This is a genomic window from Thiobacillus sp. SCUT-2, from assembly GCF_035621355.1.
Taxonomy (GTDB): domain Bacteria; phylum Pseudomonadota; class Gammaproteobacteria; order Burkholderiales; family Thiobacillaceae; genus Thiobacillus; species Thiobacillus sedimenti.
In genome coordinates this window covers 2,798,470-2,819,910 of sequence record NZ_CP141769.1, presented here as the reverse complement: position 1 = coordinate 2,819,910, position 21,441 = coordinate 2,798,470, and the positions used below count along the sequence as shown (strand labels likewise).

16 protein-coding genes are annotated in these 21,441 nt (G+C 66.5%); 7 read left to right on the top strand and 9 right to left on the bottom strand.

All coding sequences use genetic code 11. From position 1 onward, the window contains the following. The first annotated feature begins 93 nt into the window (after positions 1-93). Entirely contained in the window at positions 94-1,044 is a 951-nt protein-coding gene (locus VA613_RS13975; protein ID WP_324779630.1) for a LysR family transcriptional regulator, read from the top strand. A gap of 29 nt (positions 1,045-1,073) precedes the next feature. Here VA613_RS13975 and VA613_RS13970 read toward each other — a convergent pair whose 3' ends face one another. From VA613_RS13970 to VA613_RS13955, 4 genes are all read right to left on the bottom strand, one after another. Continuing rightward, the gene (locus VA613_RS13970; protein WP_324779629.1) at positions 1,074-2,045 is read right to left on the bottom strand and encodes a PDC sensor domain-containing protein; all 972 of its coding nucleotides are present in this window, start codon (positions 2,043-2,045) and stop codon (positions 1,074-1,076) included. Between the two features lie 62 nt (positions 2,046-2,107). Next, positions 2,108-2,962, bottom strand: a complete 855-nt coding sequence (locus tag VA613_RS13965) for a DUF6671 family protein (RefSeq protein ID WP_324779628.1) — start codon at positions 2,960-2,962, stop codon at positions 2,108-2,110. Positions 2,963-2,973: 11 nt separating this feature from the next. Further along, a complete protein-coding gene (locus VA613_RS13960; RefSeq protein ID WP_324779627.1) occupies positions 2,974-5,454 on the bottom strand; it encodes a YbcC family protein in 2,481 nt (826 codons plus the stop codon). 2 nt (positions 5,455-5,456) lie between these two features. Then, positions 5,457-7,082 carry an NADH-quinone oxidoreductase subunit L gene (locus tag VA613_RS13955; protein WP_324779626.1) on the bottom strand — a complete coding sequence of 542 codons (1,626 nt, stop codon included), beginning with the start codon at positions 7,080-7,082 and terminating at the stop codon, positions 5,457-5,459. Positions 7,083-7,229: 147 nt separating this feature from the next. On the opposite strand from VA613_RS13955, the gene VA613_RS13950 reads away from it, so the two are divergent. Beyond that, entirely contained in the window at positions 7,230-8,135 is a 906-nt protein-coding gene (locus VA613_RS13950; RefSeq protein ID WP_324781258.1) for a LysR family transcriptional regulator, read from the top strand. 83 nt (positions 8,136-8,218) lie between these two features. Here VA613_RS13950 and VA613_RS13945 read toward each other — a convergent pair whose 3' ends face one another. From VA613_RS13945 to VA613_RS13925, 5 genes are all read right to left on the bottom strand, one after another. Next, positions 8,219-8,545, bottom strand: a complete 327-nt coding sequence (locus VA613_RS13945; protein WP_324779625.1) for a P-II family nitrogen regulator — start codon at positions 8,543-8,545, stop codon at positions 8,219-8,221. Further along, positions 8,542-11,673 carry a DUF2309 domain-containing protein gene (locus tag VA613_RS13940; RefSeq protein WP_324779624.1) on the bottom strand — a complete coding sequence of 1,044 codons (3,132 nt, stop codon included), beginning with the start codon at positions 11,671-11,673 and terminating at the stop codon, positions 8,542-8,544. Before VA613_RS13940 ends, VA613_RS13945 begins: the two co-directional genes overlap by 4 nt. After that, positions 11,670-12,413, bottom strand: coding sequence for a hypothetical protein (locus tag VA613_RS13935; protein ID WP_324779623.1), 744 nt, complete (start codon positions 12,411-12,413; stop codon positions 11,670-11,672). Before VA613_RS13935 ends, VA613_RS13940 begins: the two co-directional genes overlap by 4 nt. A gap of 1 nt (position 12,414) precedes the next feature. Beyond that, complete coding sequence (locus VA613_RS13930) at positions 12,415-14,094, bottom strand: NADH-quinone oxidoreductase subunit 5 family protein (RefSeq protein ID WP_324779622.1); 1,680 nt, start codon at positions 14,092-14,094, stop codon at positions 12,415-12,417. Positions 14,095-14,600: 506 nt separating this feature from the next. Further along, the gene (locus tag VA613_RS13925) at positions 14,601-15,539 is read right to left on the bottom strand and encodes a LysR family transcriptional regulator (protein WP_324779621.1); all 939 of its coding nucleotides are present in this window, start codon (positions 15,537-15,539) and stop codon (positions 14,601-14,603) included. Positions 15,540-15,700: 161 nt separating this feature from the next. Between VA613_RS13925 and VA613_RS13920 the strand changes: the two genes are divergently transcribed. The 5 genes from VA613_RS13920 (at position 15,701) to VA613_RS13900 (ending at position 21,411) form a co-directional block, all read left to right on the top strand. Continuing rightward, the gene (locus tag VA613_RS13920; RefSeq protein WP_324779620.1) at positions 15,701-17,122 is read left to right on the top strand and encodes a form I ribulose bisphosphate carboxylase large subunit; all 1,422 of its coding nucleotides are present in this window, start codon (positions 15,701-15,703) and stop codon (positions 17,120-17,122) included. 108 nt (positions 17,123-17,230) lie between these two features. After that, positions 17,231-17,587 carry a ribulose bisphosphate carboxylase small subunit gene (locus VA613_RS13915; RefSeq protein ID WP_324779619.1) on the top strand — a complete coding sequence of 119 codons (357 nt, stop codon included), beginning with the start codon at positions 17,231-17,233 and terminating at the stop codon, positions 17,585-17,587. A 221-nt stretch (positions 17,588-17,808) separates the two neighbouring features. Beyond that, positions 17,809-18,612 (top strand): CbbQ/NirQ/NorQ/GpvN family protein, encoded by an 804-nt coding sequence (locus VA613_RS13910; RefSeq protein ID WP_324779618.1) that lies wholly within the window; start codon positions 17,809-17,811, stop codon positions 18,610-18,612. 94 nt (positions 18,613-18,706) lie between these two features. After that, complete coding sequence (locus VA613_RS13905; RefSeq protein WP_324779617.1) at positions 18,707-21,064, top strand: nitric oxide reductase activation protein NorD; 2,358 nt, start codon at positions 18,707-18,709, stop codon at positions 21,062-21,064. 53 nt (positions 21,065-21,117) lie between these two features. Next, positions 21,118-21,411, top strand: a complete 294-nt coding sequence (locus VA613_RS13900; RefSeq protein WP_324779616.1) for a hypothetical protein — start codon at positions 21,118-21,120, stop codon at positions 21,409-21,411. Positions 21,412-21,441 lie beyond the last annotated feature (30 nt).

Sequence of the window (21,441 nt, the reverse complement as noted above, 5' to 3'; positions counted from 1 at the left end):
CTATAAAGACGTGGTTGCATAATAAAAAATGAATAATTCTTATTGTTTCCATTCACCATGATGAATGGATAAACCGCCGGAAAGGGATGCGACATGAACGTGACGTTTCGCCAATTGCGCCTGCTGGAAGCCGTGGCGCGCCATTCCAGCTTCACCCGTGCCTCCGAGGAGCTGCATCTGACCCAGCCGGCGGTCTCGACCCAGATCAAGCAGCTCGAGGAGGAGGTCGGGATGCCGCTGTTCGAGCAGATGGGCAAGAAGATCTTCCTGACCGAGGCGGGCAAGGAGGTCTACGCCTTCAGCCGCACCATTGCCCAGCAGTTCCGCGACATCGAATCCGTGCTCGACGACATGAAGGGCGTCAAGCGCGGCACCCTGGCGCTCACCGTCACCAGCACCGGCAAGTATTTCGCGCCCTACCTGCTGGCGGCCTTCCTCAAGCGCCATCCCGGCACCCAGGTGCATCTCGAGGTCACCAACCGCGAGGAGGTGGTGCAGCAGCTGCACGACAACATTCCGGACATGGCGATCATGGGAACGCCGCCCGACCATATCGAACTGCAATCGCAGGCCTTCATGCAGAACCCGCTGGTGATCATCGCGCCGCCGGACCATCCGCTCGTCGGCGCGGCCCGCGTGCCGCTCGCCCGCCTGGTCGAGGAGAATTTCATCCTGCGCGAGCGCGGGTCGGGCACGCGCAACGCCGTCGAGCGCTTCTTCGAGCAGCGCGGCGTCAAGCTCAACACCTCGATGGAGATGAGCCGCAACGAGGCGATCAAGCATGCGGTGATGGCCGGACTGGGGCTGGGCATCGTGTCGCTGCACACGCTGGAGTTCGAGCTGGCCCTTGGGCGCGTCGCCATCCTCAGCGTCGAAGGCTTCCCGATCATGAAGGAGTGGTACATGGTTCATCGCAACGGCAAGCGCATGTCGCCGATCGCGCAGGCCTTCCACGAATTCGTGCTGAACGAGGCGGACCGCATCATGAAGCTGCCGCAGCCGAAGCCGGTGACGCGTTCGCGTCGGCGCGTCACGCGGTCCTAGCCTGACGAACCAAGGCGGGCGGCGGCGGTTCAGTCCGGCACTGGCGTACTCGTGCCGCCCGTGCCCAGCCAGAACTCGACGCGCTTGTCGAGGAACTCGTTCCACGGCATGTAGTGCGACCCGTCGCACGAGAACGTCAGGCCGACGATGCCGTTGAATAGGTTCAGCGTGCCGGAACGCAGGTAAATCGTCTCGTCGATGAAGCGCAGCTCGCGGAAGGTCTGGAGAATCGCGCGCACCTTTTCCGCCGGGATCACCGCATCGCCGGGATAGTCGCGGTGCGGGAAGGCGAGGCAGAGATCGGGATCGGTCAGCTCGGCGATGTTGTGGATGCGGAATCGGTAGGGGTCGTCGAGCAGCCACAGGGTGGCGCGCGAGCTGGAGAAGTGCAGCTTGGCGTGAAACACGCCGTGCACCGTCACCAGTTCGGTGAGCAGATCCAGCACCTCGTCGATGCGTTCGTCCATCGGGCTCGCGACGCGCGCCTGATGAAACAGCCCCGCGCGAATGGCCGGATCGCCCTTGAGCTGCACCCATTGCTGGGGTTGTTCGTACAGCGCCTGGGTCGCGGGCAGTTCGCGCAGGTCGAAGTCCGCGCCGAGATAGCCATGGAACTCGCCGGATGGCGTGACGATGCGCTGCACGGCCGTCAACGAGGGGCGGCGCGCGTTGCGGCTGATGTAGGCCTCCGATAGCGAGAACGCACTGCCTGCGAGCGCCTCGGCCATGTACGGCCGGTCGCTGCGGTCGCGGCCGAAGTGCTCCGGCAGCAAGCCGCCGCGCGAAGCATTGGCGGTGAGCTGGTGGGCATGGCCGTCGAGGATGTAGAGATACTTGCAATACGGCAATTCGTTGAGTCCCTCCATCAGGCGCTGCTCCAGGGCCTGCCGATCCGGCCAGACCGCGAGACAGCTTTCGGCAAGGTGCGTCAGCGAGGACGCGAGCCAGCTCTTCAGGATGGCTCGCTGGCGCATGATGCTTGCCTGCAGGTCGTTCGCCATCAGGGGCTCCAGGGTTTGGCGGGAAGGCTTGCCCATTGTATGGGGGCATGCAGTTGCCGGCATCAAGGATTGCAGGCATCGCAGCGCCCGGGATCGGCATGAGCGGGTCCGCTGAGCGGACGCATCTCGCGCTGATCACACTTCAGGCAGCCGTATACCCAGGCACGGGTTTCCCGCGTCGGCGCACCGCAGCCGGCGCACGGCAGCCCCGCCACGCGTTTGACTTGCCAGTACCCCGGTGTGCCGCAGGCGGGGCACAGCGATGCGATCCGTGCCGCCAGATCCGCCGCCGCCAGGCCGATATGCGCCATGCGCGTGGGGTTGGCATGGGCGCGGCCGTCGGTCTCGACGAAGGCCAGGCCGTTTTCCGCTGCTGCCGTCGCCCAGTCCCGCGCGGCTTCCAGTTCGGGCCAGGTGCGGATGCCTTTGCGGATGCGCCGATCGTGCTGGTCGTGGGGGCGCACGACCAGCTGCTGGCCCGGAAAGCCGACCTCCCGTGCGAACGCCTCGAGCGCGAGCCATTCGTTGGTCAGCAGGTGGCGGAAACTGCCCCGGCCCTGCGCAATTCCGGCGATTTCGAGGTTGCGCAGGGAGTCGATGAACACGACCACCTCCACGTTCCACGGTGCCATGCCGAGGAACGGATCGGGCACGAAGGCACCTTCGCTGCCGAGCCCGAACGGCAGGCCGGCGAGTTCCATCGCGATGCGCGCCTTTTTCCGTGCCGCTTCGACCTGGGTCCCGATGCGCGGGATCTCACGGGTGAAGGTGCCGAGCAGATCGGTGTCGTAGCCGTCGACATGGCGCACGCGGCAGCCCAGCGCGTCCTCCAGTGCCGGCGCGATCACGCGCTGCTTGCCATGTCGGGTCAGCAGCGCGATCTGCGCGCCGGCGTAGAGCGGGATCGGGGCCTGCATGCTGCCGTGCCTCAGGCCTGCTGCCAGTTCGCGGCTGCCACGCGCCGGTAGGCAGCGCCATCGTCGCCGATGCGGAACAGGTGCAGCCAGCCGTTCTCCACCAGCTGCCGCACCAGGTCGTGGCGCGCGATGATGTCGTCCATGGCCGCTTCCGGCGCCTCGATGAACACCGACAGGCGCAGCGGTTCGTGCACCCAGCGCTTGCCGTCATGCAGGGACTGCAGCGGCAGGCCCACGCGCAGGTCGCCGCCGTTGCCTTCGAGCACGCCGATGGCGCCGCCGACGATGTTGTGCAGCACCTTGTTGCCGCTGCCGAAGCGCGGATTGTCCACCACCGAACCGTAGTACTGCATGTTGATCCAGTTCGCCACCACCATGGGCGCGGTCATGATCAGTTCCAGGATCCTGAAGCCCTCGTCCTTATGCCAGACGTACTCGTGCAGGAAGGCACGCCCGCCCAGGTCCATGCCGGCGGTGCGCGGACGCGGCGCGGCGATGAAGGCGGCGTTGTTGGCCAGGGCCCATTCCGGCCGCACCTGCGACCAGTCCCGACTGCGCTGGCGCACATCCGCCGCCACGCGGTGATCGGGCAGGTCGCCGATGCCGAGCATGGCGGCGCGCTCCATGCGCGCGAGGTCGCCGGCCTGCTCCAGCCACTGGCGCAGTTGGGCAAGGTCCTGGGACAGCGCCTTGGGCACGTCTTCGGTGTCATAGAGGCGCAGTTCGTCCATGGTGGTGTCGTGCAGGCCGGCCAGGAACCAGGTGTCCTCCGGAATGGTGATGCCGCGCTCGCGCAGGCCGCGGCGCACCGCCGGGTCGTTCATCAGGGCCGCCACGACGCGGGCGCTGGCCTCGCCCGTCTGGCCGGCGCAGGCGCCGCAGTCCAGGCCGGTGGCGTGGGGGTTGTTCACCGTGGTGCTGCCGTGGCCGGCGAGCAGCACCAGGCGGCCGAAGTTGCCGGTCATGGCCATGGCACGCAGGATGCGCTCGGCATGGCTGAGCCGATCACTTTGAGGAATACCCGAGTCAGCGTGCTGCGTGCAGCATTGCGCCTGGGGCACCGCCTCCAGGGTCGGTCCGATGCGGTCGATGTCCTGCCTAGCGAGGCCCTGGCTGTCGGGATCGGGCACCGGCCGGGTCCAGCCGAAGCTGTCGCTGAGCAGCTTGGGGCCGTAGCTCAGGCCGGCGGCCTCGACGAAGGAGAAGCAGGACGCGGCCGACAGCTTGAAGCCCTTCCACGCCTTCGACAGGCCGATGCGCTGGCGCCGCTGATCGAGCAGGGTCGCGGCATCGCCGCCCTTGACCCGGTCATGGATGCGATAGCCGGGATTGAAGATCACCGGCACGTGGGTACGACCGGCGCTCGCACCCAGCGGCACGTGCTCGATGAAGATGCCGAAGAAGCCGGCGAAGCCGAGGGTCTGCACCGCGGGCGCCACGGTTTCCAGCGAGCGGCGGAACACCTCGGAACGCACGTCGATGCAGAAGGCCGCCTGCACCGCCGGTCGCACGGCGGGGGCGGACGGGGCTGGAATGGCGAGCCCGGCGATCACGACGCGCTGAAAGCCGATCTCCATCGCGTTGAGCAGGATGCGGTCGATCTCGGCGGCGGCCTGGCGCTTGGCGGACGGCGGCCGCATGCTGGCGGCCAGCATCTCGCGCCAGCGCGCCACCAGCGCCGCGCTGCTTTTTGCTTTGAACAGCAGCACGTCCCACATCAGGCGGATCGCGAGCAGGTCCACGATGGAATCGTCGCGCTGTCCGCCGAGTTCCGCCTGCCAGCGCAGATAGCGCGCCCAGGCCGCCCAGCCGCCGATGCTCAGGAGCGCGGCGTGCAGGTAGCGCTCGACCGCCGCGTCAGGCACGCCCAGCTCGGACACGGCCCAGGCGATGGCGGCACGCGGCTCCGCGGGCAGCTTGGCGACGCTGGCGCGGAAATCGTCCAGGCCCATCATCGCCGGACTGTGGTCGATGCTTGCTGCCTTGCGCCAGGACGCATAGAGGGGCAGATTCCGCCATGGCATGCCGACCATGGCCTGGCCCAGATCGAAATAAGCGGCGCAATGCAGGCTGATGCGCTCGGTGACGAAGCTGGTCCAGATGCCGCCTTCCACCCGGTCGAGCACTTCGCTCACCGAGGCCATGCCCATCTTCGGCTGCGGCGCCTCGGTGGCCAGCGCACGCTCCACCGCGGCCGCGTCGAGCCGGCTGCCGCAGCGTTCGATGGCCTGTTCGATGTCTTCGTGCGTGATGCGGCCGTTCGCGAGCTGCTCCCGGAAGTAGGCGCGCGGCATGTACAGGCTGCTGCCGGTGATGCGCGCCAGCGTGTCGGAGGCGTCCTGGAAGCTGTGGTCGACGAGGCCGAAGAAGGGGTTGACCGCGACGAAGTGCTTCAGCGGCCATAGCGGGGCGATGCGTGCGCACGCGGCATCGATGCGGTGGTCGAGTTCGGCTGCGGATTGCTTCGCGAAGATGGCATCGTTCAGGTTCATGTTCAGGCTCCCTGGCTTTGGGCGGATTGAAGGGGGGCGGGCCAGACACGCTGCAGCAGCCGCGTGATGTACACGTCGATGTACAGGCCGTTGTAGAGATGCAGGTACAGCCTGTCGCGCAGGTCCGAGCGCGCGGCCTTGATGAACTGCTGCATCAGCAGCAGGCCGACGAACGCGGCGATGGTCAGCGGCACGAGCACGGACTGGAACGAGCTGGCGGCGTCGCGCAGCGGAAGCACGCTGCCATGCAGAGCGTGATCGAACAGCGCGTGCAGGATGAAGTAGGCGATGGACACGACCGCGCTGAGCCCGAGGGCGCGCAGCAGCGCGGCGGCGTTGCCGAGCAGGGTCGCGGCCTGCAGCATGAGCTGGCTCACCGCGATGGCCACGATGGTGCCGGCGGCGATGAGGGCGGGCTGTTGCTGCCAGGTCACGCCGAACGCAGCGCCCACGCCCAAGGTCATGGCACCGGCGATGCTCAGCGCGAGCGTCAACTGGCCGAACTGGAAGCCCTTCGACTCGTAGCGGATCACCGGCGCACGGAAGGCATCGACGCCGCTGCCCGAGGCGAGGAAGGAGTGGGCCTTGTACAGCGAGTGGGCGACGAGGTGCAACATGGCCAGGCTGTACAGGCCGAGGCCGCACTCCAGCAGCATGAAGCCCATCTGCGCCGTGGTGGACCAGGCGAGGGAGACCTTGATGCTGGTCTGCGTCAGCATCACCAGCGAGGCCAGGGTCAGCGTCACCAGGCCGATGATCGCAAGCAGCGCCATCGCCGTGCCGGAGTGGGACATGATCGGGCTCATGCGGATGACGAGGAAGGCGCCGGCGTTGACGATGCCCGCGTGCAGCAGGGCGGACACCGGCGTGGGCGCCTCCATCACCTGGATCAGCCAGCCATGCAGGGGAAACTGCGCCGACTTGAGCGCCGCGCTCACGACGATCAGCAGGCTCGCGGCCTGCAAACCCGCAGGCAGGGTGCCCTCCAGGGCGGCCATGCGCGCGAAGATCTCGTCGAATTCCAGCGTGTGCAGCGTCGAGCCGATCAGGAAGATCGCCGACAGCAGGCTCGCATCGCCGATGCGGCTCGCGATGAACTTCTTGTGCGCGGAAAGCACCGCCGTCGGCCGCTCGCGGTAGAACATCAGCAGCTGGTGCAGGCACAGGCTGGTGGCGATCCAGGCGAGCGAGAACATCAGCAGGTTGCCGGAGACGATCAAGGTCAGGATCGAGGCCAGGGTGAGCGTGAGCCACTTGTGGAAGCGTCCCTGGTTCGGATCGCCGTCGAGGTAGTTGCGCGCATAGCGCGACACGATGGCGCCGACGAAGGACACCAGCAGAAGCATGATCACGGTCACGCTGTTGACGTAGGTGCCGATCGAGAAGGCGCCGATGTCGCCGGGCAGGGGGAGGGAGAACAGCGTCCAGCTGTGGGCCGTGTCGAACAGCTGGGCGAGCGCCGCCGCCAGCGCACTGGCGAAGGCGAGCCACGCGGCGCCGATGTTCATCCGCGCCATCAGGCGAGGGCGGCTGTTGGCGAGGCCGGCCGGCGTGAGGCCGACCACCCAGAGCAGTGCGGGCGCGAACAGGACGAGGGCGGGAATGAACGAACTCAGTGTCGGTGGCATGGCCGGACTCCTTGCGGGTTGATCGATGGGGCGTGATGGGGACGCCTTGGCAACGAGTCTAGGGAATACCCTACTAAATCACTAATGAATAGTTTTCATGAAAATGATAGCCTTTGGGCAATGTCGAAACGGAGGGATCATCCCGTGATGCATGTCAGCCTGCGCCAGCTGCGGACCTTCGAGGCCGTGGCGCGCCTGAAGAGTTTTTCCCGCGCGGCGGAGGAGCTTCACGTCACGCAGCCGACGGTGTCGAAGCAGATCCGGCTGTTGCACGAGGAAGTCGGGCTGCCGCTGCTGGAGCAGATCGGCAAGAAGGTCTTTCTCACCGAGGCCGGCGAGCAGCTCTATGCCACCTGTGCGGACTGGCTGGAGACCTGGGGGCGCTTCGAGCAGACCGTCGCCGATTTCAAGGGCATCAAGCAGGGCCGGCTGCGGATCGCGGCGGTGACGACCACCAAGTACTTCATGCCGCGCCTGCTGGGCCCGTTCTGTGCGCAGTATCCGGGCATCGACATCGCGCTGGAGGTGGTCAACCGCGACCGTCTGCTGGAGCGCCTCGCGCGCAACCAGGACGACCTCTACGTCATGGGTGTGCCGCCCGATGGGCTCGACATCGTGCGCGAGCCTTTCATGGACAATCCGCTGGTGGTGCTGGCGCCCGCATCGCATCCCATGGCTCGGCGCAAGCGCATCCGGTTTCCGGAATTGGAAAACGAGCCCTTCATCGTGCGCGAGCGGGGCTCCGGCACGCGCCTTACGATCGAGCGGGCCTTTCAGGAACGAAGCGTGCCGCTGAAGATCCGGATGGAACTGGGCAGCAACGAGGCCATCAAGCAGGCCGTTGCCGGCGGGCTCGGGCTGGCGCTGCTCTCCCAGAGCACGCTGAGCCACGATCCGAACCAGAGCGAGGTGGCCATCCTCAACGTCGAGGGATTCCCGATCAAGCGTTCCTGGTACGTCGTGCGGCCCCGGGACAAGCAGCCATCCGTCGTTGCGAACGCGTTTCTGGAATTCCTGCGGGGGCACGTGCAACTGCTCACGCCACGCAGCTAGCAAGCCGGAAGAACCAGGGCATCCGGTAGGACGCGCGATCTCCGTTCGTGGAGGCCGCTTGCAAGACTCCGTCCCGCGCGTTTCTAGCTCTTGAACTTCACCAGCCGGCTAACCTGGATGTCGGAGATGAACACGACGCCCGTGTGGCTGTTGAAGAAGGGTGAAAAGCCTTCGAGGATCGGCTCGACCAGTTCGCCTGGGACGGCGACGATGATCATGATCAGAACCGCGTCCTCGTTGAACATGAGATGGCCTTCGTGGAACCCGTGGCGGCCCTTGCCCGACAGGTTGCCGACGATGGTGTAGCCGGTCACGCCGGCGCGGTCGAGCAGGTCGGTGGCGAATTCCTGGTGGGCGCCTTCGAGAATGATCTCGATCTTCTTCAGCGGGCTGAGGTTGAGGTTGTTCATAGCGCAAGCTCCCTTTCTTCGATGGCGTTGCTGACGGCATGCAGCGGGCGCTGCTGCCAGGCGCCGTCCTCGAAAACGTAGACGTCGCCGGTTTCCGGATCCGCCACCGCCATGCGCAGCCAGCCGTTGTGCACCAGGTTGCGCACCTTGACCACGCCTTCGATGGCGGCGCGCGCGTGCACGAACGGCGCCTCGATCACGGTGAGCAGGCGTAGCGGCTCGTGGTAGGGCGCGCCGTCCCTGAGCACGGTCTGTGCCGGCAGCCCGGTGCGCAGGTCGGAGAGGTTGCCGGTCATGACGCCGAAGCGTCCGGCGATGTTGTGGTAGACCTTGCTGCCGCTGCCGTAGTGGTCGTTGTCGACCGCCGAGAAGTAGTGCTCCATGTTGATCCACTGGCCGACGACCAGCGGGCCGGCCAGGATGTTTTCGAGCAGGCGGCCCTTGGGGTCGCAACGGTAGTCGTAGGAGTGCAGGAATACGCGGCCCTCGAGGTCGAGGTCGCCGGTGATGTTGCGGCGCCCGATGACGAACGCGGCGTTGCGCGCGAGGCCCCACTCGGGGCGTACCTGCGACCAGTCCATCGCATTGCGCCGCGCCAGCCGGTAGGCGCCCGCCGGGTCGCCGTCCCTGTTCGCCGCGGCGGTCGCGTCCTCCAGCGTGCCGATGCGCTCGGCCGCGCACAGGCGCGAGGCCGCCTGCAGGCCATTGCTGAGGCGTTCGATGTAGACGAGGTGACTGGACGGCAAGAGGTCGAGGTCGAACAGGCGCAGTTCGTCGGTGGTCGTGTTGTGGAAGGCCGGGACGAACCAGCTGTCGTCGGGCACCGCGATGCCCTGCTCGCGCAGGCGCGCGCGCACCGCCGGCTTGTTGGCGATCTGCGCCAGCACGCGGGCGTTCGTGATGCCGTGGTTGCCGCCACAGGCGCCGCAGTCGAGCGCCGATTCGTAGGGGTTGTTCTCCGACGTGCTGCCGTGTCCGGCCAGCAGCACGAAGCGCGAGAAGCCTTCGGTCAGGCCGATGGAACGCAGCGCCTGGCTGACGAAATGCACCTGCTCGTCGAGGCTGAAGCCGATGCGCCCCAGGCGCTCGAGCTGGATCTGCGCGTAGCCGCGGTTGATGCGATACACGCTCTGCAGGCGCTCGATGAAGCGGGCTTCGGCCTGGGCGTCGAGCTTGAAGGCACGCGCGAAATCCGTCGGCCCGGCGTGATTGCCGAGCGCCGTCTCGCGCAGCTCGCGGATCATCTCGTCGGTGATGGCTTCGCGCTGGATGCCGAGCTCGCGCCCCACCGCCTTGACGATCATCGCGCGCTGCAGCGAACGGATGATGGACTCCGCCTGCTCGCGCGAGAGCTTGTCCAGCAGCAGCCGGCTGTCCGGCTGGCCTGGGTGCAGCCGCTGGCGCCAGCGGTTGTAGGCGAGCGGCGCCAGGCTCTTGCCGAACATGTCCAGCCCGAACAGCAGGCCGATCGCCTCGACCGTGATGAAGGGCGACAGCACCGAGGCCTTCAGTTCGTGGAACACCTGCTCGAGCGCCGACATGAAGGCCTGTTCGTCGGCGCTGCGCGTGATGGCGAGCTCCAGCACGACGTTCTTCGGGGTTGCCACCACCGGGCAGAGATGGGTCTCGCTGCCCTTTTCGAGGCCGATGAAGCTCACCGGCACGCCGAAGAAGCCGGCGATGCCGAAGGTCTGGTAGTCGCCGACCTTCTCCAGGTGGCGCCGGATGCGCTCGGCGCGGACGTCGATGCAGAACAGCGCCTGGGCGAACGGGCGCTTTTCGCGCGGCGCTGGCCGGGCGAGATGCAGGCCGCGCAGCAGGCCGCCCATGTAGTGGGCCTCCTGCGCGGCGAGCCACATGCGGCCCTCGTCCTGCTCGAAGCGGGCCAGCGTGGCGGTCAGCCGGGCGACATCCTCGGGGGCGAGCTGCTGGAGGGCGTCGGCCTGACCGGCACCGGACGCGAGCCGGCGCAGGGTGGCGGCGTGGCGTTGCGCCTCCTGCTCGCGCTTGCGCGCCAGATAGTCCGGCAGCAGGCGGGCGATGCGCGCCGGCCGCCCTGAACTGATCGCGTCCTCGACCGCATGCGCCATTTCCGGCTGCACATGCCCGCCGTGAAGTTCGCGGCGCAGATAGGCTTCCGCCGGGTGCGCCTCGACGAAGCGCGCAAGGTCGGCGAGGCGGGCCGGCGTGCCCTTGCGCTGCGCATGCTCGCGCAGCAGCGCGAGCCCCAGCACCAGGCGGATCGCGAGATAGTCGACCAGGTCGGCGGGGTAGTGGCGGCTCCAGTGGTAGTGCTTGGCACCCGCGCGCCAGCGGATGAATCCGGCCCAGCCGTGCAGCCGCGTCAGCTCGCAGGTGAAATGGCTCATCCAGTCGTCCTCGGCCACGCCCAGCTCGTCCATGACGTGGCGGATGATGCCCTCGGGCGTGTCGTCGGCGGCGAGGATGCGCTTGATGTGCAGGCCGCGGATGAACAGGCGCAGGTTGCGCCGCGCGACTGCGCTCCACGCCGCGAACAGGCCCTTCTCGCGGCCCGGCATCTGCCACACCGACTGGCCTTCGTCGAAGAAATCGAGGCAGCTCTTGATCACCAGCTCATTCAGCGTCGCCCCGATCTCGGTGCCGAACAGCATGTCGACGATGGCGTAGAGCGGCCGCCCGGGCGGCATGTCGGCGCCGACCCGCGCCGCCAGCGCGGCATCCCCGATCTTGCGCGCCGGCAGGGCGAAGCCGTTCAGCACGGCATGAACGTCGGCGGCATCGGCGAGCGAAGGCGGGGTGCCGACCGGCGCCTCGATTTCCGTCAGGAGCGTCATCAGCAGGCGGCGCAGGTCGAGGCCGGCGACGTGCGGCTGCGTGGCGAGGAAGCGTTCGACCTGGTCCTCCAGCGCGGCGAGGTCGACCTTGCCCGAGGCCAGGTAGCGCTGCTGGATCGGACGCGGCAGGAAGCCGCGCGCATGGAACAGGCGTTCGCCCTCGCCGACCGCCTGTTCGAACGGCAGGTGCTCCAGGCCGTAGAGCGGATTGTGGTGGATGAAGGTGCGCATGGGCCAGAAAAAGGGAATCGGTTCCCCGGCCACATGGACCATGGCGCGAATCTTGAGGCGTCGCCCGAGTGCAAGGCTCATAGACCCCCTCCCGTCAAATAGAGACCGGCCGCAATGAAGGCGCCGAGCATGCCGGCGAACGCCAGCGTCGGGGCGCGCCCGATGTCGGCGCCGGGTGCGTTGCGGCCGGCGCCGAAGAGGAAACCCTGCAACAGCTTGGTCGCAGCCCATCCCCAGACCAGCCAGATCGCCAGCCCGGCCGCGGCGCCCGCCCAGTCGAGCGCGTGCAGCACGCGCAGCAGGCCGAAGAAGCCGGGGAAGGGCGGCGTGGCGACCGCCGCCAGCACCGTCACCACCAGCGCGCCGGACAGGCGGGGCAGGCGGGCGACGCCGCCGCCCTGCAGGCCCGCGTACGCGGCACCGAAGCGCCGGGTCAGCGGGTGGACGAGCAGCGCCATCAAGGCGGGCGGCAGGCTGAACCAGAAGGCGAACAGGTGCAGGTCCGCGAGATCGGCGCCGGCGGCCGCCAACGCCCAGGTGAGCGCGAGGCCGGACGTGGCGAGGAAACCCGCCCAGCGCCCCATGTCGCGTACGGTGAGGAGCCGCAGCGCATAGAGGCCGGACGTGAGCAGCGCCCAGGGGACGACATAGGGCGGGACGGCGTGCGGCGCGAGCTGCAACAGTCCGACCCCCAACTGGGGCCACACTAGCAGCAAGGCGCTGGCCGCGGCAGGATGGCGCAGCTTCGTCAGCGCGCCGTTGAGCACGACGCTCAACGGAAACAGCGGCAGGAACAGCGAAGCGATCAGCAGCAGCGTCATGTCACACCCACCTTGACCACACGTTGAGACGGCGCGACAGGCCGAGCGTCGCCTGGGTCAGCCACGCGTACACGTCGGCCACGTAAAACTCGCGCGAGATCAGGGAATAGAAGGCGAGCCGCAGCGGCGAGGCGTCGCCGCGGCCCGTGCGGCCGTTGGCGGCGGCGTAGTAGGTGGCGAGCCAGCCGACCACGATGGCGGCCGTGAGGATCATCACCAGCACCTCGAAGGTCGCCAGCGGGAGGCTGGCCGCCGCATAGATGCGCTCGCTCAGCTCGCGATCCGGATAGAGGAAGAGGTCGAAGCCGTGCTCGATCAGCGTATAGCCGGCGACCACGATGATCAGCGACAGGATGATCATCGCCATCACCCGCCACGGGCTGTCCACGCGCAGGCGGTAGGTCGCGAACAGGAGCTGGGCGCCGGTCACCCAGCCGAAGAACAGCAGGATGATCCCGCCCTGCTCCCCGACCGAGTCGCCGCCCATCAGCCAGCGCGAGGCGCCGAGGACGAGGAAGGGCACCACCACGGTGATGGCGGCCGCGAGCACCCAGGGCAGGCGCGGCGCCAGCGGCTTGCGCTCGACGACGAAGGTGTAGACGTCGTCGTGGGGCACACCGTCGTGCTTGCGCGCGTTGCCGATCACGCCGCCGGCACCGAGGAACAGCGTGCCCTTGAACAGGCCGTGCGCGATCAGGTGGTAGATCGCGAGCGAGAACGCGCCGACGCCGACCTCGACGAACATGAAGCCCATCTGGCCCATGGTTGAGTAGCCGAGCGATTTCTTGATGTCGTTCTGGGTGAGCATCAGGATCGAGCCGAGGATGGCCGTGACCAGGCCCACCGCGAACACCAGGTGCAACACGCCGCCGGCGTGCACGAACACCGGCGCGAAGCGGTTGATGATGAAGCCGCCGGCGTTGACGATGCCGGCGTGCATCAGCGCCGACACCGGGGTCGGGCCCTCCATGGTGTAGGGCAGCCAGGTATGCAGCGGAAACTGGGCCGAGCGGGCGAACGCCGCCAGCGCGACCAGGAGTGCGACGACGCCGAGCACCGGCAGTCCCGCCAATGTGTGCGCGTCGGGCGCGGCGGCGATGCGCTCGAACAACGTCGGCAGGGCCACGGTGCCGTAGGTGTCGTACAGCATGACCGCGGCGAGTACCAGGGGCAGATCGCCCAGGCGATAGGTCAGGAAGGTCCAGAAGGCGTAGCGCTGGGCCGCCGGCCGCGTGGTGTCGTGGCCGAGCAGGAAGTAGAGCAGCACGCCTATCAGGTGCCACGCCACCAGCAGGGTGACGAGATCGCCCGCCGCCACCATCAGCAGGATCGCCATGGCCATCAGGTCGAGCAGGAGGTAGAAGCGCGCGTAGCCGGGTTCCTCGGCCATGTAGCGCACCGAATAGACGTGCACGACGAGACTGATGCCCGCGACCATCAGCGACATCACGCTGGTCAACGGGTCGAGATACAGGCTGCCCCAGCCCGGCCCGAACGATGCCCATTGCGGCTGTCCTTCGACCAGATAGAGGGCGAGCGAGGCCGCCGCGAGCAGGAGCGTCAGCACGCTGAAGCCGACGCTCAGGCGCGCAACGCTGCGCCGCGGCAGGTCTGCGCGCAGCGCGATCAACAGGGCCGAGAGCAAAGGCGTGGCCGGAAGCAGGATTGTGAGCTTGTCCACCGCGTCAAATCCTCCTAAGTCGGGGGTTGTCGTGTGCGCCTGGGCGTTCGCAGGCGATTCTTCGGCACATCGTCAGGCGACGTCGGTGACCATGGAATGCAGAGGGTTAATCCATAATCAATCGTCTTTCCAGTAGCCTGGATATGACATGCCCCATTTATCATTGCGTGCGCGGCGGATCCTCATGCACGCACGGCGGATGGCGCAGTCATGGACGCACTACGTCAGCTTTACCGATTTGCCAGGTGCCATGCTAGGGTCGGCGAACCATATAAAACAGTCTTATTTTTTTATGGGAACGATTACTTAAAGCAAATGGTATGACGCGGGGCGCGCTGGCGGCCCCGCCACGGCGCGGCGGCGCGCAGGGCGGCGGGTGCAGGGGGCGGGCAAGGCCGGGCATCGCCCGCCTCGGCCTTCGGCGACCCGAGGAGGCGGGAAGGGCGCGGCGGCCGCGATGACGCGGTGCCGCCGCCAGGGTGCGCCGGGAGTGCAGCAGGGTTCGTTCAGATCCTTGTGCGGGCCGATCGCTTGATCGACGGCGACAGCGGGGCGGCTTCCCCGTGCTCGAGCAGATAATCGAGAAACGCGCGCGCCACCACGGACAACTGGCGCCCCGCGGGATAGACCGCGTACCAGTGGCGCAGGATGGGAAAGCCCTCGACGTCGAGGATCGCGAACTGCCCCGGCTGGTTGAGCGCGAGCGCGTGGCGCGAGAGGGCGGAGATGCCCAGCCCGGCGAGGATCGCCTGCTTGATTGCTTCGTTGCTGCCGAGTTCCAGGCGCGGGTGGATGTTGAGGCCGTGGCCGCTGAACATGCGCTCGATCGCATTGCGGGTGCCCGAGCCCTTCTCCCGCATCAGCCACGGCTCCGCGGCGATCCGGTCGAGCGGGATCTTCTTGCGGTGCGCCAGCGGATGGTCCGGCGCGGCCAGCACGACGATGGGGTTGTCCATGATGGGCGTGGCGACGACGTCGATATGCTCCGGCGGCTGTCCGACCAGATAGAGATCGTCGAGGCCGTCGGCCATGCTCGCGAGGACCTGCTCCTTGTTGGTGACGCGCAGCGAGACTTCGATGCCGGGGTAGAGCTTGGAGAATTCGCCGAGCAGGCGCGGCGCGAAGTACGACGCGGTGGTGATCGCCATCAGGCTGAGCTGGCCCTGTTTCAGGCCCCGGCGTTCGGCGACCGACATGGTGAAACGGTCGAGGATGCTGAAGATTTCGCGCGTGGCCTGGGCGAGCTGCTGGCCGTCGGGGGTCAGGTGGAGCTTCTTGCCGACCTGCTCGATCAGCGGCACGCCGACCGCTTCGGTGAGCTTCTTCATCTGCATCGACACGGTCGGCTGCGTGAGGTAAAGCTCCTCGGAGGCGCGGGTGAAGCTGCCGAGCCGGGCGATGGCCTCGAAAATTTCCAGCTGGCGAAACGTCGTATGGCTGCGCATGGGGTTAACATGTTTGCTTGAGTCTTTGTATAGATAATAGTCTATTCTTCAAATAGAAAAAATCGACTGTTATTTATGATTCCGCTCCTGCAAGATGCGACCCATCGTGCATGACCACTTCTGGCATGTCGCGTAACCCGAACCTTTTGCTAGGAGGAATCATGGCTGTCAAGACCTACAACGCTGGCGTGAAAGAGTACCGCCAGACTTACTGGATGCCCGAATACACCCCGCTGGATACCGATATCCTGGCGTGTTTCAAGATCACCCCGCAGCCGGGCGTGGACCGCGAGGAAGCTGCCGCCGCCGTGGCCGCCGAATCGTCGACCGGTACCTGGACCACGGTGTGGACCGACCTGCTGACCGACCTCGACTACTACAAGGGCCGCGCCTACGCCATCGAAGACGTGCCCGGCGACGACACCTGCTTCTACGCCTTCATCGCCTACCCGATCGACCTCTTCGAAGAGGGTTCCGTCGTCAACGTGTTCACCTCGCTGGTCGGCAACGTGTTCGGCTTCAAGGCCGTCCGCGCCCTGCGCCTGGAAGACGTGCGCTTCCCGATCGCCTACGTCAAGACCTGCGGCGGCCCGCCCCACGGCATCCAGGTCGAGCGCGACGTGATGAACAAGTACGGCCGTCCGCTGCTGGGCTGCACCATCAAGCCCAAGCTCGGCCTGTCCGCCAAGAACTACGGCCGCGCCGTGTACGAGTGCCTGCGCGGCGGTCTCGACTTCACCAAGGACGACGAGAACGTCAACAGCCAGCCCTTCATGCGGTGGCGCCAGCGTTTCGACTTCGTCATGGAAGCGATCAACAAGGCCGAGCGTGAGACCGGCGAGCGCAAGGGTCACTACCTGAACGTCACCGCCCCGACCCCGGAAGAGATGTACAAGCGTGCCGAGTACGCCAAGGAAATCGGCGCACCGATCATCATGCACGACTACATCACCGGTGGCTTCACCGCCAACACGGGTCTGGCCAACTGGTGTCGCGACAACGGCATGCTGCTGCACATCCACCGCGCCATGCACGCCGTGCTTGACCGCAACCCGCACCACGGCATCCACTTCCGCGTGCTGACCAAGATCCTGCGCCTGTCCGGCGGCGACCACCTGCACTCCGGCACCGTCGTCGGCAAGCTCGAAGGCGACCGCGAAGCGACCCTGGGCTGGATCGACATGATGCGCGACAGCTTCATCAAGGAAGACCGTTCGCGCGGCATCTTCTTCGACCAGGACTGGGGCTCCATGCCCGGCGTGTTCCCCGTCGCCTCCGGCGGCATCCACGTGTGGCACATGCCCGCGCTGGTCACCATCTTCGGTGACGACTCCGTGCTGCAGTTCGGCGGCGGCACCCTGGGCCACCCCTGGGGCAACGCGGCTGGCGCCGCGGCCAACCGCGTCGCGCTGGAAGCCTGCGTGGAAGCGCGCAACAAGGGCGTCGCGATCGAGAAGGAGGGCAAGACCATCCTGACCGAAGCCGCCAAGAACAGCCCCGAACTGAAGATCGCCATGGAAACGTGGAAAGAGATCAAGTTCGAGTTCGACACCGTCGACAAGCTGGACGTCGCCCACAAGTAAAGGCTCGAGGGGCGGAGCAGGGCCCCCGCCGCGTATGCGGCGGGGATGCGACCCCCGGCGGGCCGCCTGCTTGCCCCCCACTCAACCTATTCGCGTAAAGGAACCAAAATGTCTGATGTGATGGATTACAAAAGCCGTCTGAGCGACCCCGCCAGCCGCAAGTTCGAGACCTTCTCCTACCTGCCCGCCATGAACGCGGACGACATCCGCAAGCAGGTCGAGTACCTGGTGAAGAAGGGCTGGAACCCCGCCATCGAGCACACCGAGCCGGAGCACCTGATGGACTCCTACTGGTACATGTGGAAGCTGCCGATGTTCGGCGAGACCGACGTCGACCGCATCCTGAGCGAGGCCGAAGCCTGCCACAAGGCGAACCCGAACAACCACGTTCGCCTGGTCGGCTACGACAACTTCGCCCAGTCGCAGGGCGCCGCCATGGTGATCTATCGCGGCAAGACGGTTTAAGTCGCGACGGGAGACCGTACAGCCCCCGTCGCCCGCAGGGCGCGGGGGCTTTTTGTTTGTCTTGTTTATCCGCGAAGGACGCGAAGAAGCGCGAAGAAAGCCTCGGCTGGTCGGACACAATCCAGTGCTTGCCAGAGGTGGAGCTTCAAGTGGGCGCGCGTTTTGAAGATCCTCCTTCGCGTCTCTTCGCGTTCTTCGCGGATGAATAAAAGGGAATTGAAATGAGCACTATCGTCGATCAGTACCGCATCACCCAGGAACCCTACTACCGCCCCGTCGCCGACGAGGTCGAGCTGTTCGAAGCCGCCTATTCGGTGCGCATGCCGATGATGCTGAAGGGCCCGACCGGCTGCGGCAAGACGCGCTTCGTCGAATACATGGCGCACAAGCTCAACAAGCCGCTCATCACCGTGGCCTGCAACGAGGACATGACCGCGTCCGACCTGGTCGGCCGTTTCCTGCTGTCCGCCTCGGGCACCGAGTGGCAGGACGGCCCGCTCGCGATCGCCGCGCGCCACGGCGCCATCTGCTACCTGGACGAAGTCGTGGAAGCGCGCCAGGACACCACCGTGGTGATTCACCCGTTGACCGACAATCGCCGGGTGCTGCCGCTGGAAAAAAAAGGTGAGTTGGTCCATGCCCACCCCGACTTCCAGATTGTGATTTCCTACAACCCCGGCTATCAGAGCCTGATGAAGGATCTCAAGCAGTCGACCAAGCAGCGCTTCGGCGGCCTGGACTTCACCTACCCCGCGCACGACATCGAGACCGAGATCGTGGCGCACGAGGCGAGCATCAATGCCGATGTCGCCGGCAAGCTCGTTTCCATTGCCGAGCGTTCGCGCAACCTCAAGGGCCACGGCCTCGACGAAGGCCTGTCGACCCGCATGCTGATCTACGCAGGCTCGCTGATCGCCAAGGGCGTCAACCCGCAGGCCGCGTGCCGCGTCGCGCTGGTCCGCCCGATCACGGATGATCCCGACATGCGCGACGCGCTCGACGCTGCGGTGACGACGTTCTTCTGATGGGAAGGGGCGAGCGGTGAGCGGCAAGCGGATAAACCGCTGAAGCCGCACGCCGCTTACCGTTCACTGCTCACCGTTCACTGCTCACCAAGCCATGTCGATCAAACTCGAAGACTACGCCGAACTGCTGGAAGACCTGTCCGAGCACAGCCGGGCGGCGCTCGACGCCAACTGGCACGAGGCCACCAAGGTGTTCTCGCCGCGCGGGCTCGACAACTACCTGAAGGGGATCTCCGCGATCCGCGGCCTCGGGCGCGGCGACTCGCTGGTGGAGACCTGGATCGAGGAGGCGCCGCGCGTCGCCAAGGAAGTCGGCGAGGACGTGGTCGGCGACCTCGCCACCGCCGCGCTGATGCTGGCGTCGAAGACCTCCGGCGCGGTGATCGAACTCCTGCTCGCCACGGCGCCCACCGCGGCCAACCGCCTCGGCGACGCCCAGCTGTTCCTCAACTACCTGCAATTCCTCAATACCTTGATCGCGCAGGCACCGCGCGGCGTGCGTCCGATGCTCGACAAGCTGGAGGTGCTGTTCCAGAACCTGACGCTGGGCGGCCTGCGGCGCTGGGCATTGTGGGGTGCGCACGCGCACCGCACCAACTATGAGGAGCAGATCCGCTACTTCGGCCTCGAATCGAAAGAGTCGCTGGCGATGCTGCAGAAGGAGCGCAAGGGCACGCTGCTGGTCGACGTGCAGCGCCGCATCAACATGTACCTGCGCGCGCTGTGGGCACGCGACTTCTTCATGCGCCCGACCTCGGGCGACTTCGAGTCGCGCGAGGGCTACAAGCCCTACATCGAGGACTATCTGCTGCACCTGCCGGATGCCTTCGACGATTTCGCGCCGGAGGGCATGGAGCCGGTTTCGGGCCTCGAACTCTACCGTGCGACCGCGGCCCACTGCGCCGCGCACGTGGTCGAGACCCGCGTGCCGATCTCGGCCGAGGCGCTGAATCCGCTGCAGATGGCGGTGATCTCGGTGATCGAGGACGCCCGCGTCGAGACGCTCTCGGTCCGCCGCTTCCCGGGCCTGAAGCAGCTGTGGGCCAAGCTTCATACCGCGACGCCGGAGATGAGCGCCAGCGTTGGCGACTACCTCAATCGCCTGGCGCGCGCCCTGCTCGACGAGACCTACGTCGACGACGATCCCTGGGTCGCGGAAGGCCGCGCGCTGTTCGCCGCCGCGCAGGACAAGCTCCGGTCCAACCAGACCTCGTGGGACATCGGCGTGCAGCTTGCCCACCGTATCGCCGAAAGAAAGATCCCATTCAATCCGCGCACCGACGTCCTGACCGCGCCCTACCGCGACGACAATCGCTATTTCTGGGCGTTCGAGGAATTCGATTTCGCGAAGGCGGCGACCGCCGGCTACGAGTCCGTCAAGCAGGTGCGCAAGCACGTCAGCGTGATGGAGATGATCAACGAGATCGACGTCGAGACCGCCGGCGACGACGCCGAGGAAATCTGGGTGCTGTCGACCGAACTCTTTCCGTACGAGAACATCGGCGAGTCGAGCGGCGGCAAGTCTTTCAACGAAATGGAAGGCAAGGAGCCGGTGTCCGAGCCCTTCCACTACTCGGAGTGGGATTACCAGATCCAGCTCGAGCGCCCGGCCTGGGCGACGGTGCTGGAGAAGCGCGCCACGTCGGGCGAGCTCGACGTCATCGACGGCATCACCTCGCAATACAAGCGCGAGATCCACCGCATGAAGTTCCTGCTCGACGCCATGCAGCCGCAGGGCGTGCAGCGCATCCGCAAGCTGGAGGACGGCGACGAGATCGACATCAACGCGGCGATCCAGAGCTTCACCGACATCCGGCTCGGCAACCAGCCCGACCCGCGCATCATGATGCGCTCGGTCAGGAAGACGCGCGACTTCTCGATCCTCGTGCTGCTCGATCTCTCGGAGTCGACCAACGAGAAGGTGCAGGACCAGGAATACTCGGTGCTGGAACTCACCCGGCAGGCCTGCGTGCTGCTCTCGGACGCGATCAACAAGGTCGGCGATCCGTTCGCGATCCACGGCTTCTGTTCGGACGGACGCCACAACGTCGAATACTACCGCTTCAAGGACTTCGACCAGCACTGGGACGAGGTGCCGAAGGCGAAGCTCGCCGGCATGACCGGCCAGCTGTCGACCCGCATGGGCGCGGCGATCCGCCACGCCGGCCACCATCTGAAGCTGCAGCGCTCGGCGAAGAAGCTCCTGATCGTCATCACCGATGGCGAGCCGGCCGACATCGACGTGCGCGATCCGCAGTACCTGCGCTACGACACCAAGAAGGCGGTCGAGGAAGTGGCGCGCAACGGCGTCACGACCTACTGCATGAGCCTCGACCCGCGCGCCGACAACTACGTCAGCCGCATCTTCGGGCAGAAGAACTACATGGTCGTCGACCATGTGCAGCGCCTGCCCGAGAAATTGCCGATGCTGTATGCTGGCCTGACCCGTTAAACGCGAACCGCGGCGCTCCTTCCGGAAGCGCCGCGGCCAGACAAGGTTGATCAATGGAAACTTACGTCGGCTTCAAGAACGACAAGCACGGCATGACCCAGCTCGGGCGCATCGTGCTCGACGGATGGCTGTTCGGCTTCATCCCCGAGAGCGAGGACTGCGCCGGCTGGGATCTCGGCCGCATGCAGAGCCTGATGGACAAGGTCGAGAAGGAATGGGACAAGTACGCCAACCTGCCGAGCCGTCTGCCGCCGGAACTGCGCGAGCGCCATGCGCAACTCTACGAGCGTGCGATGGCGCTCGCCAGGTCCAAGGGGTGGAATCCCGAACTGGGCGAGGACGACTGACGCGTGCGGACTGCACGTCCCAGCACTTGC

Excerpts from the sequence above, each read along its gene's own strand:
- VA613_RS13975 (WP_324779630.1), top strand. The coding sequence starts at position 94 with ATGAACGTGACGTTTCGCCAATTGCGCCTGCTGGAAGCCGTGGCGCGC.
- VA613_RS13970 (WP_324779629.1), bottom strand. The coding sequence starts at position 2,045 with ATGGCGAACGACCTGCAGGCAAGCATCATGCGCCAGCGAGCCATCCTG.
- VA613_RS13965 (WP_324779628.1), bottom strand. The coding sequence starts at position 2,962 with ATGCAGGCCCCGATCCCGCTCTACGCCGGCGCGCAGATCGCGCTGCTG.
- VA613_RS13960 (WP_324779627.1), bottom strand. The coding sequence starts at position 5,454 with ATGAACCTGAACGATGCCATCTTCGCGAAGCAATCCGCAGCCGAACTC.
- VA613_RS13955 (WP_324779626.1), bottom strand. The coding sequence starts at position 7,082 with ATGCCACCGACACTGAGTTCGTTCATTCCCGCCCTCGTCCTGTTCGCG.
- VA613_RS13950 (WP_324781258.1), top strand. The coding sequence starts at position 7,230 with ATGCATGTCAGCCTGCGCCAGCTGCGGACCTTCGAGGCCGTGGCGCGC.
- VA613_RS13945 (WP_324779625.1), bottom strand. The coding sequence starts at position 8,545 with ATGAACAACCTCAACCTCAGCCCGCTGAAGAAGATCGAGATCATTCTC.
- VA613_RS13940 (WP_324779624.1), bottom strand. The coding sequence starts at position 11,673 with ATGAGCCTTGCACTCGGGCGACGCCTCAAGATTCGCGCCATGGTCCAT.
- VA613_RS13935 (WP_324779623.1), bottom strand. The coding sequence starts at position 12,413 with ATGACGCTGCTGCTGATCGCTTCGCTGTTCCTGCCGCTGTTTCCGTTG.
- VA613_RS13925 (WP_324779621.1), bottom strand. The coding sequence starts at position 15,539 with ATGCGCAGCCATACGACGTTTCGCCAGCTGGAAATTTTCGAGGCCATC.
- VA613_RS13920 (WP_324779620.1), top strand. The coding sequence starts at position 15,701 with ATGGCTGTCAAGACCTACAACGCTGGCGTGAAAGAGTACCGCCAGACT.
- VA613_RS13915 (WP_324779619.1), top strand. The coding sequence starts at position 17,231 with ATGTCTGATGTGATGGATTACAAAAGCCGTCTGAGCGACCCCGCCAGC.
- VA613_RS13910 (WP_324779618.1), top strand. The coding sequence starts at position 17,809 with ATGAGCACTATCGTCGATCAGTACCGCATCACCCAGGAACCCTACTAC.
- VA613_RS13905 (WP_324779617.1), top strand. The coding sequence starts at position 18,707 with ATGTCGATCAAACTCGAAGACTACGCCGAACTGCTGGAAGACCTGTCC.
- VA613_RS13900 (WP_324779616.1), top strand. The coding sequence starts at position 21,118 with ATGGAAACTTACGTCGGCTTCAAGAACGACAAGCACGGCATGACCCAG.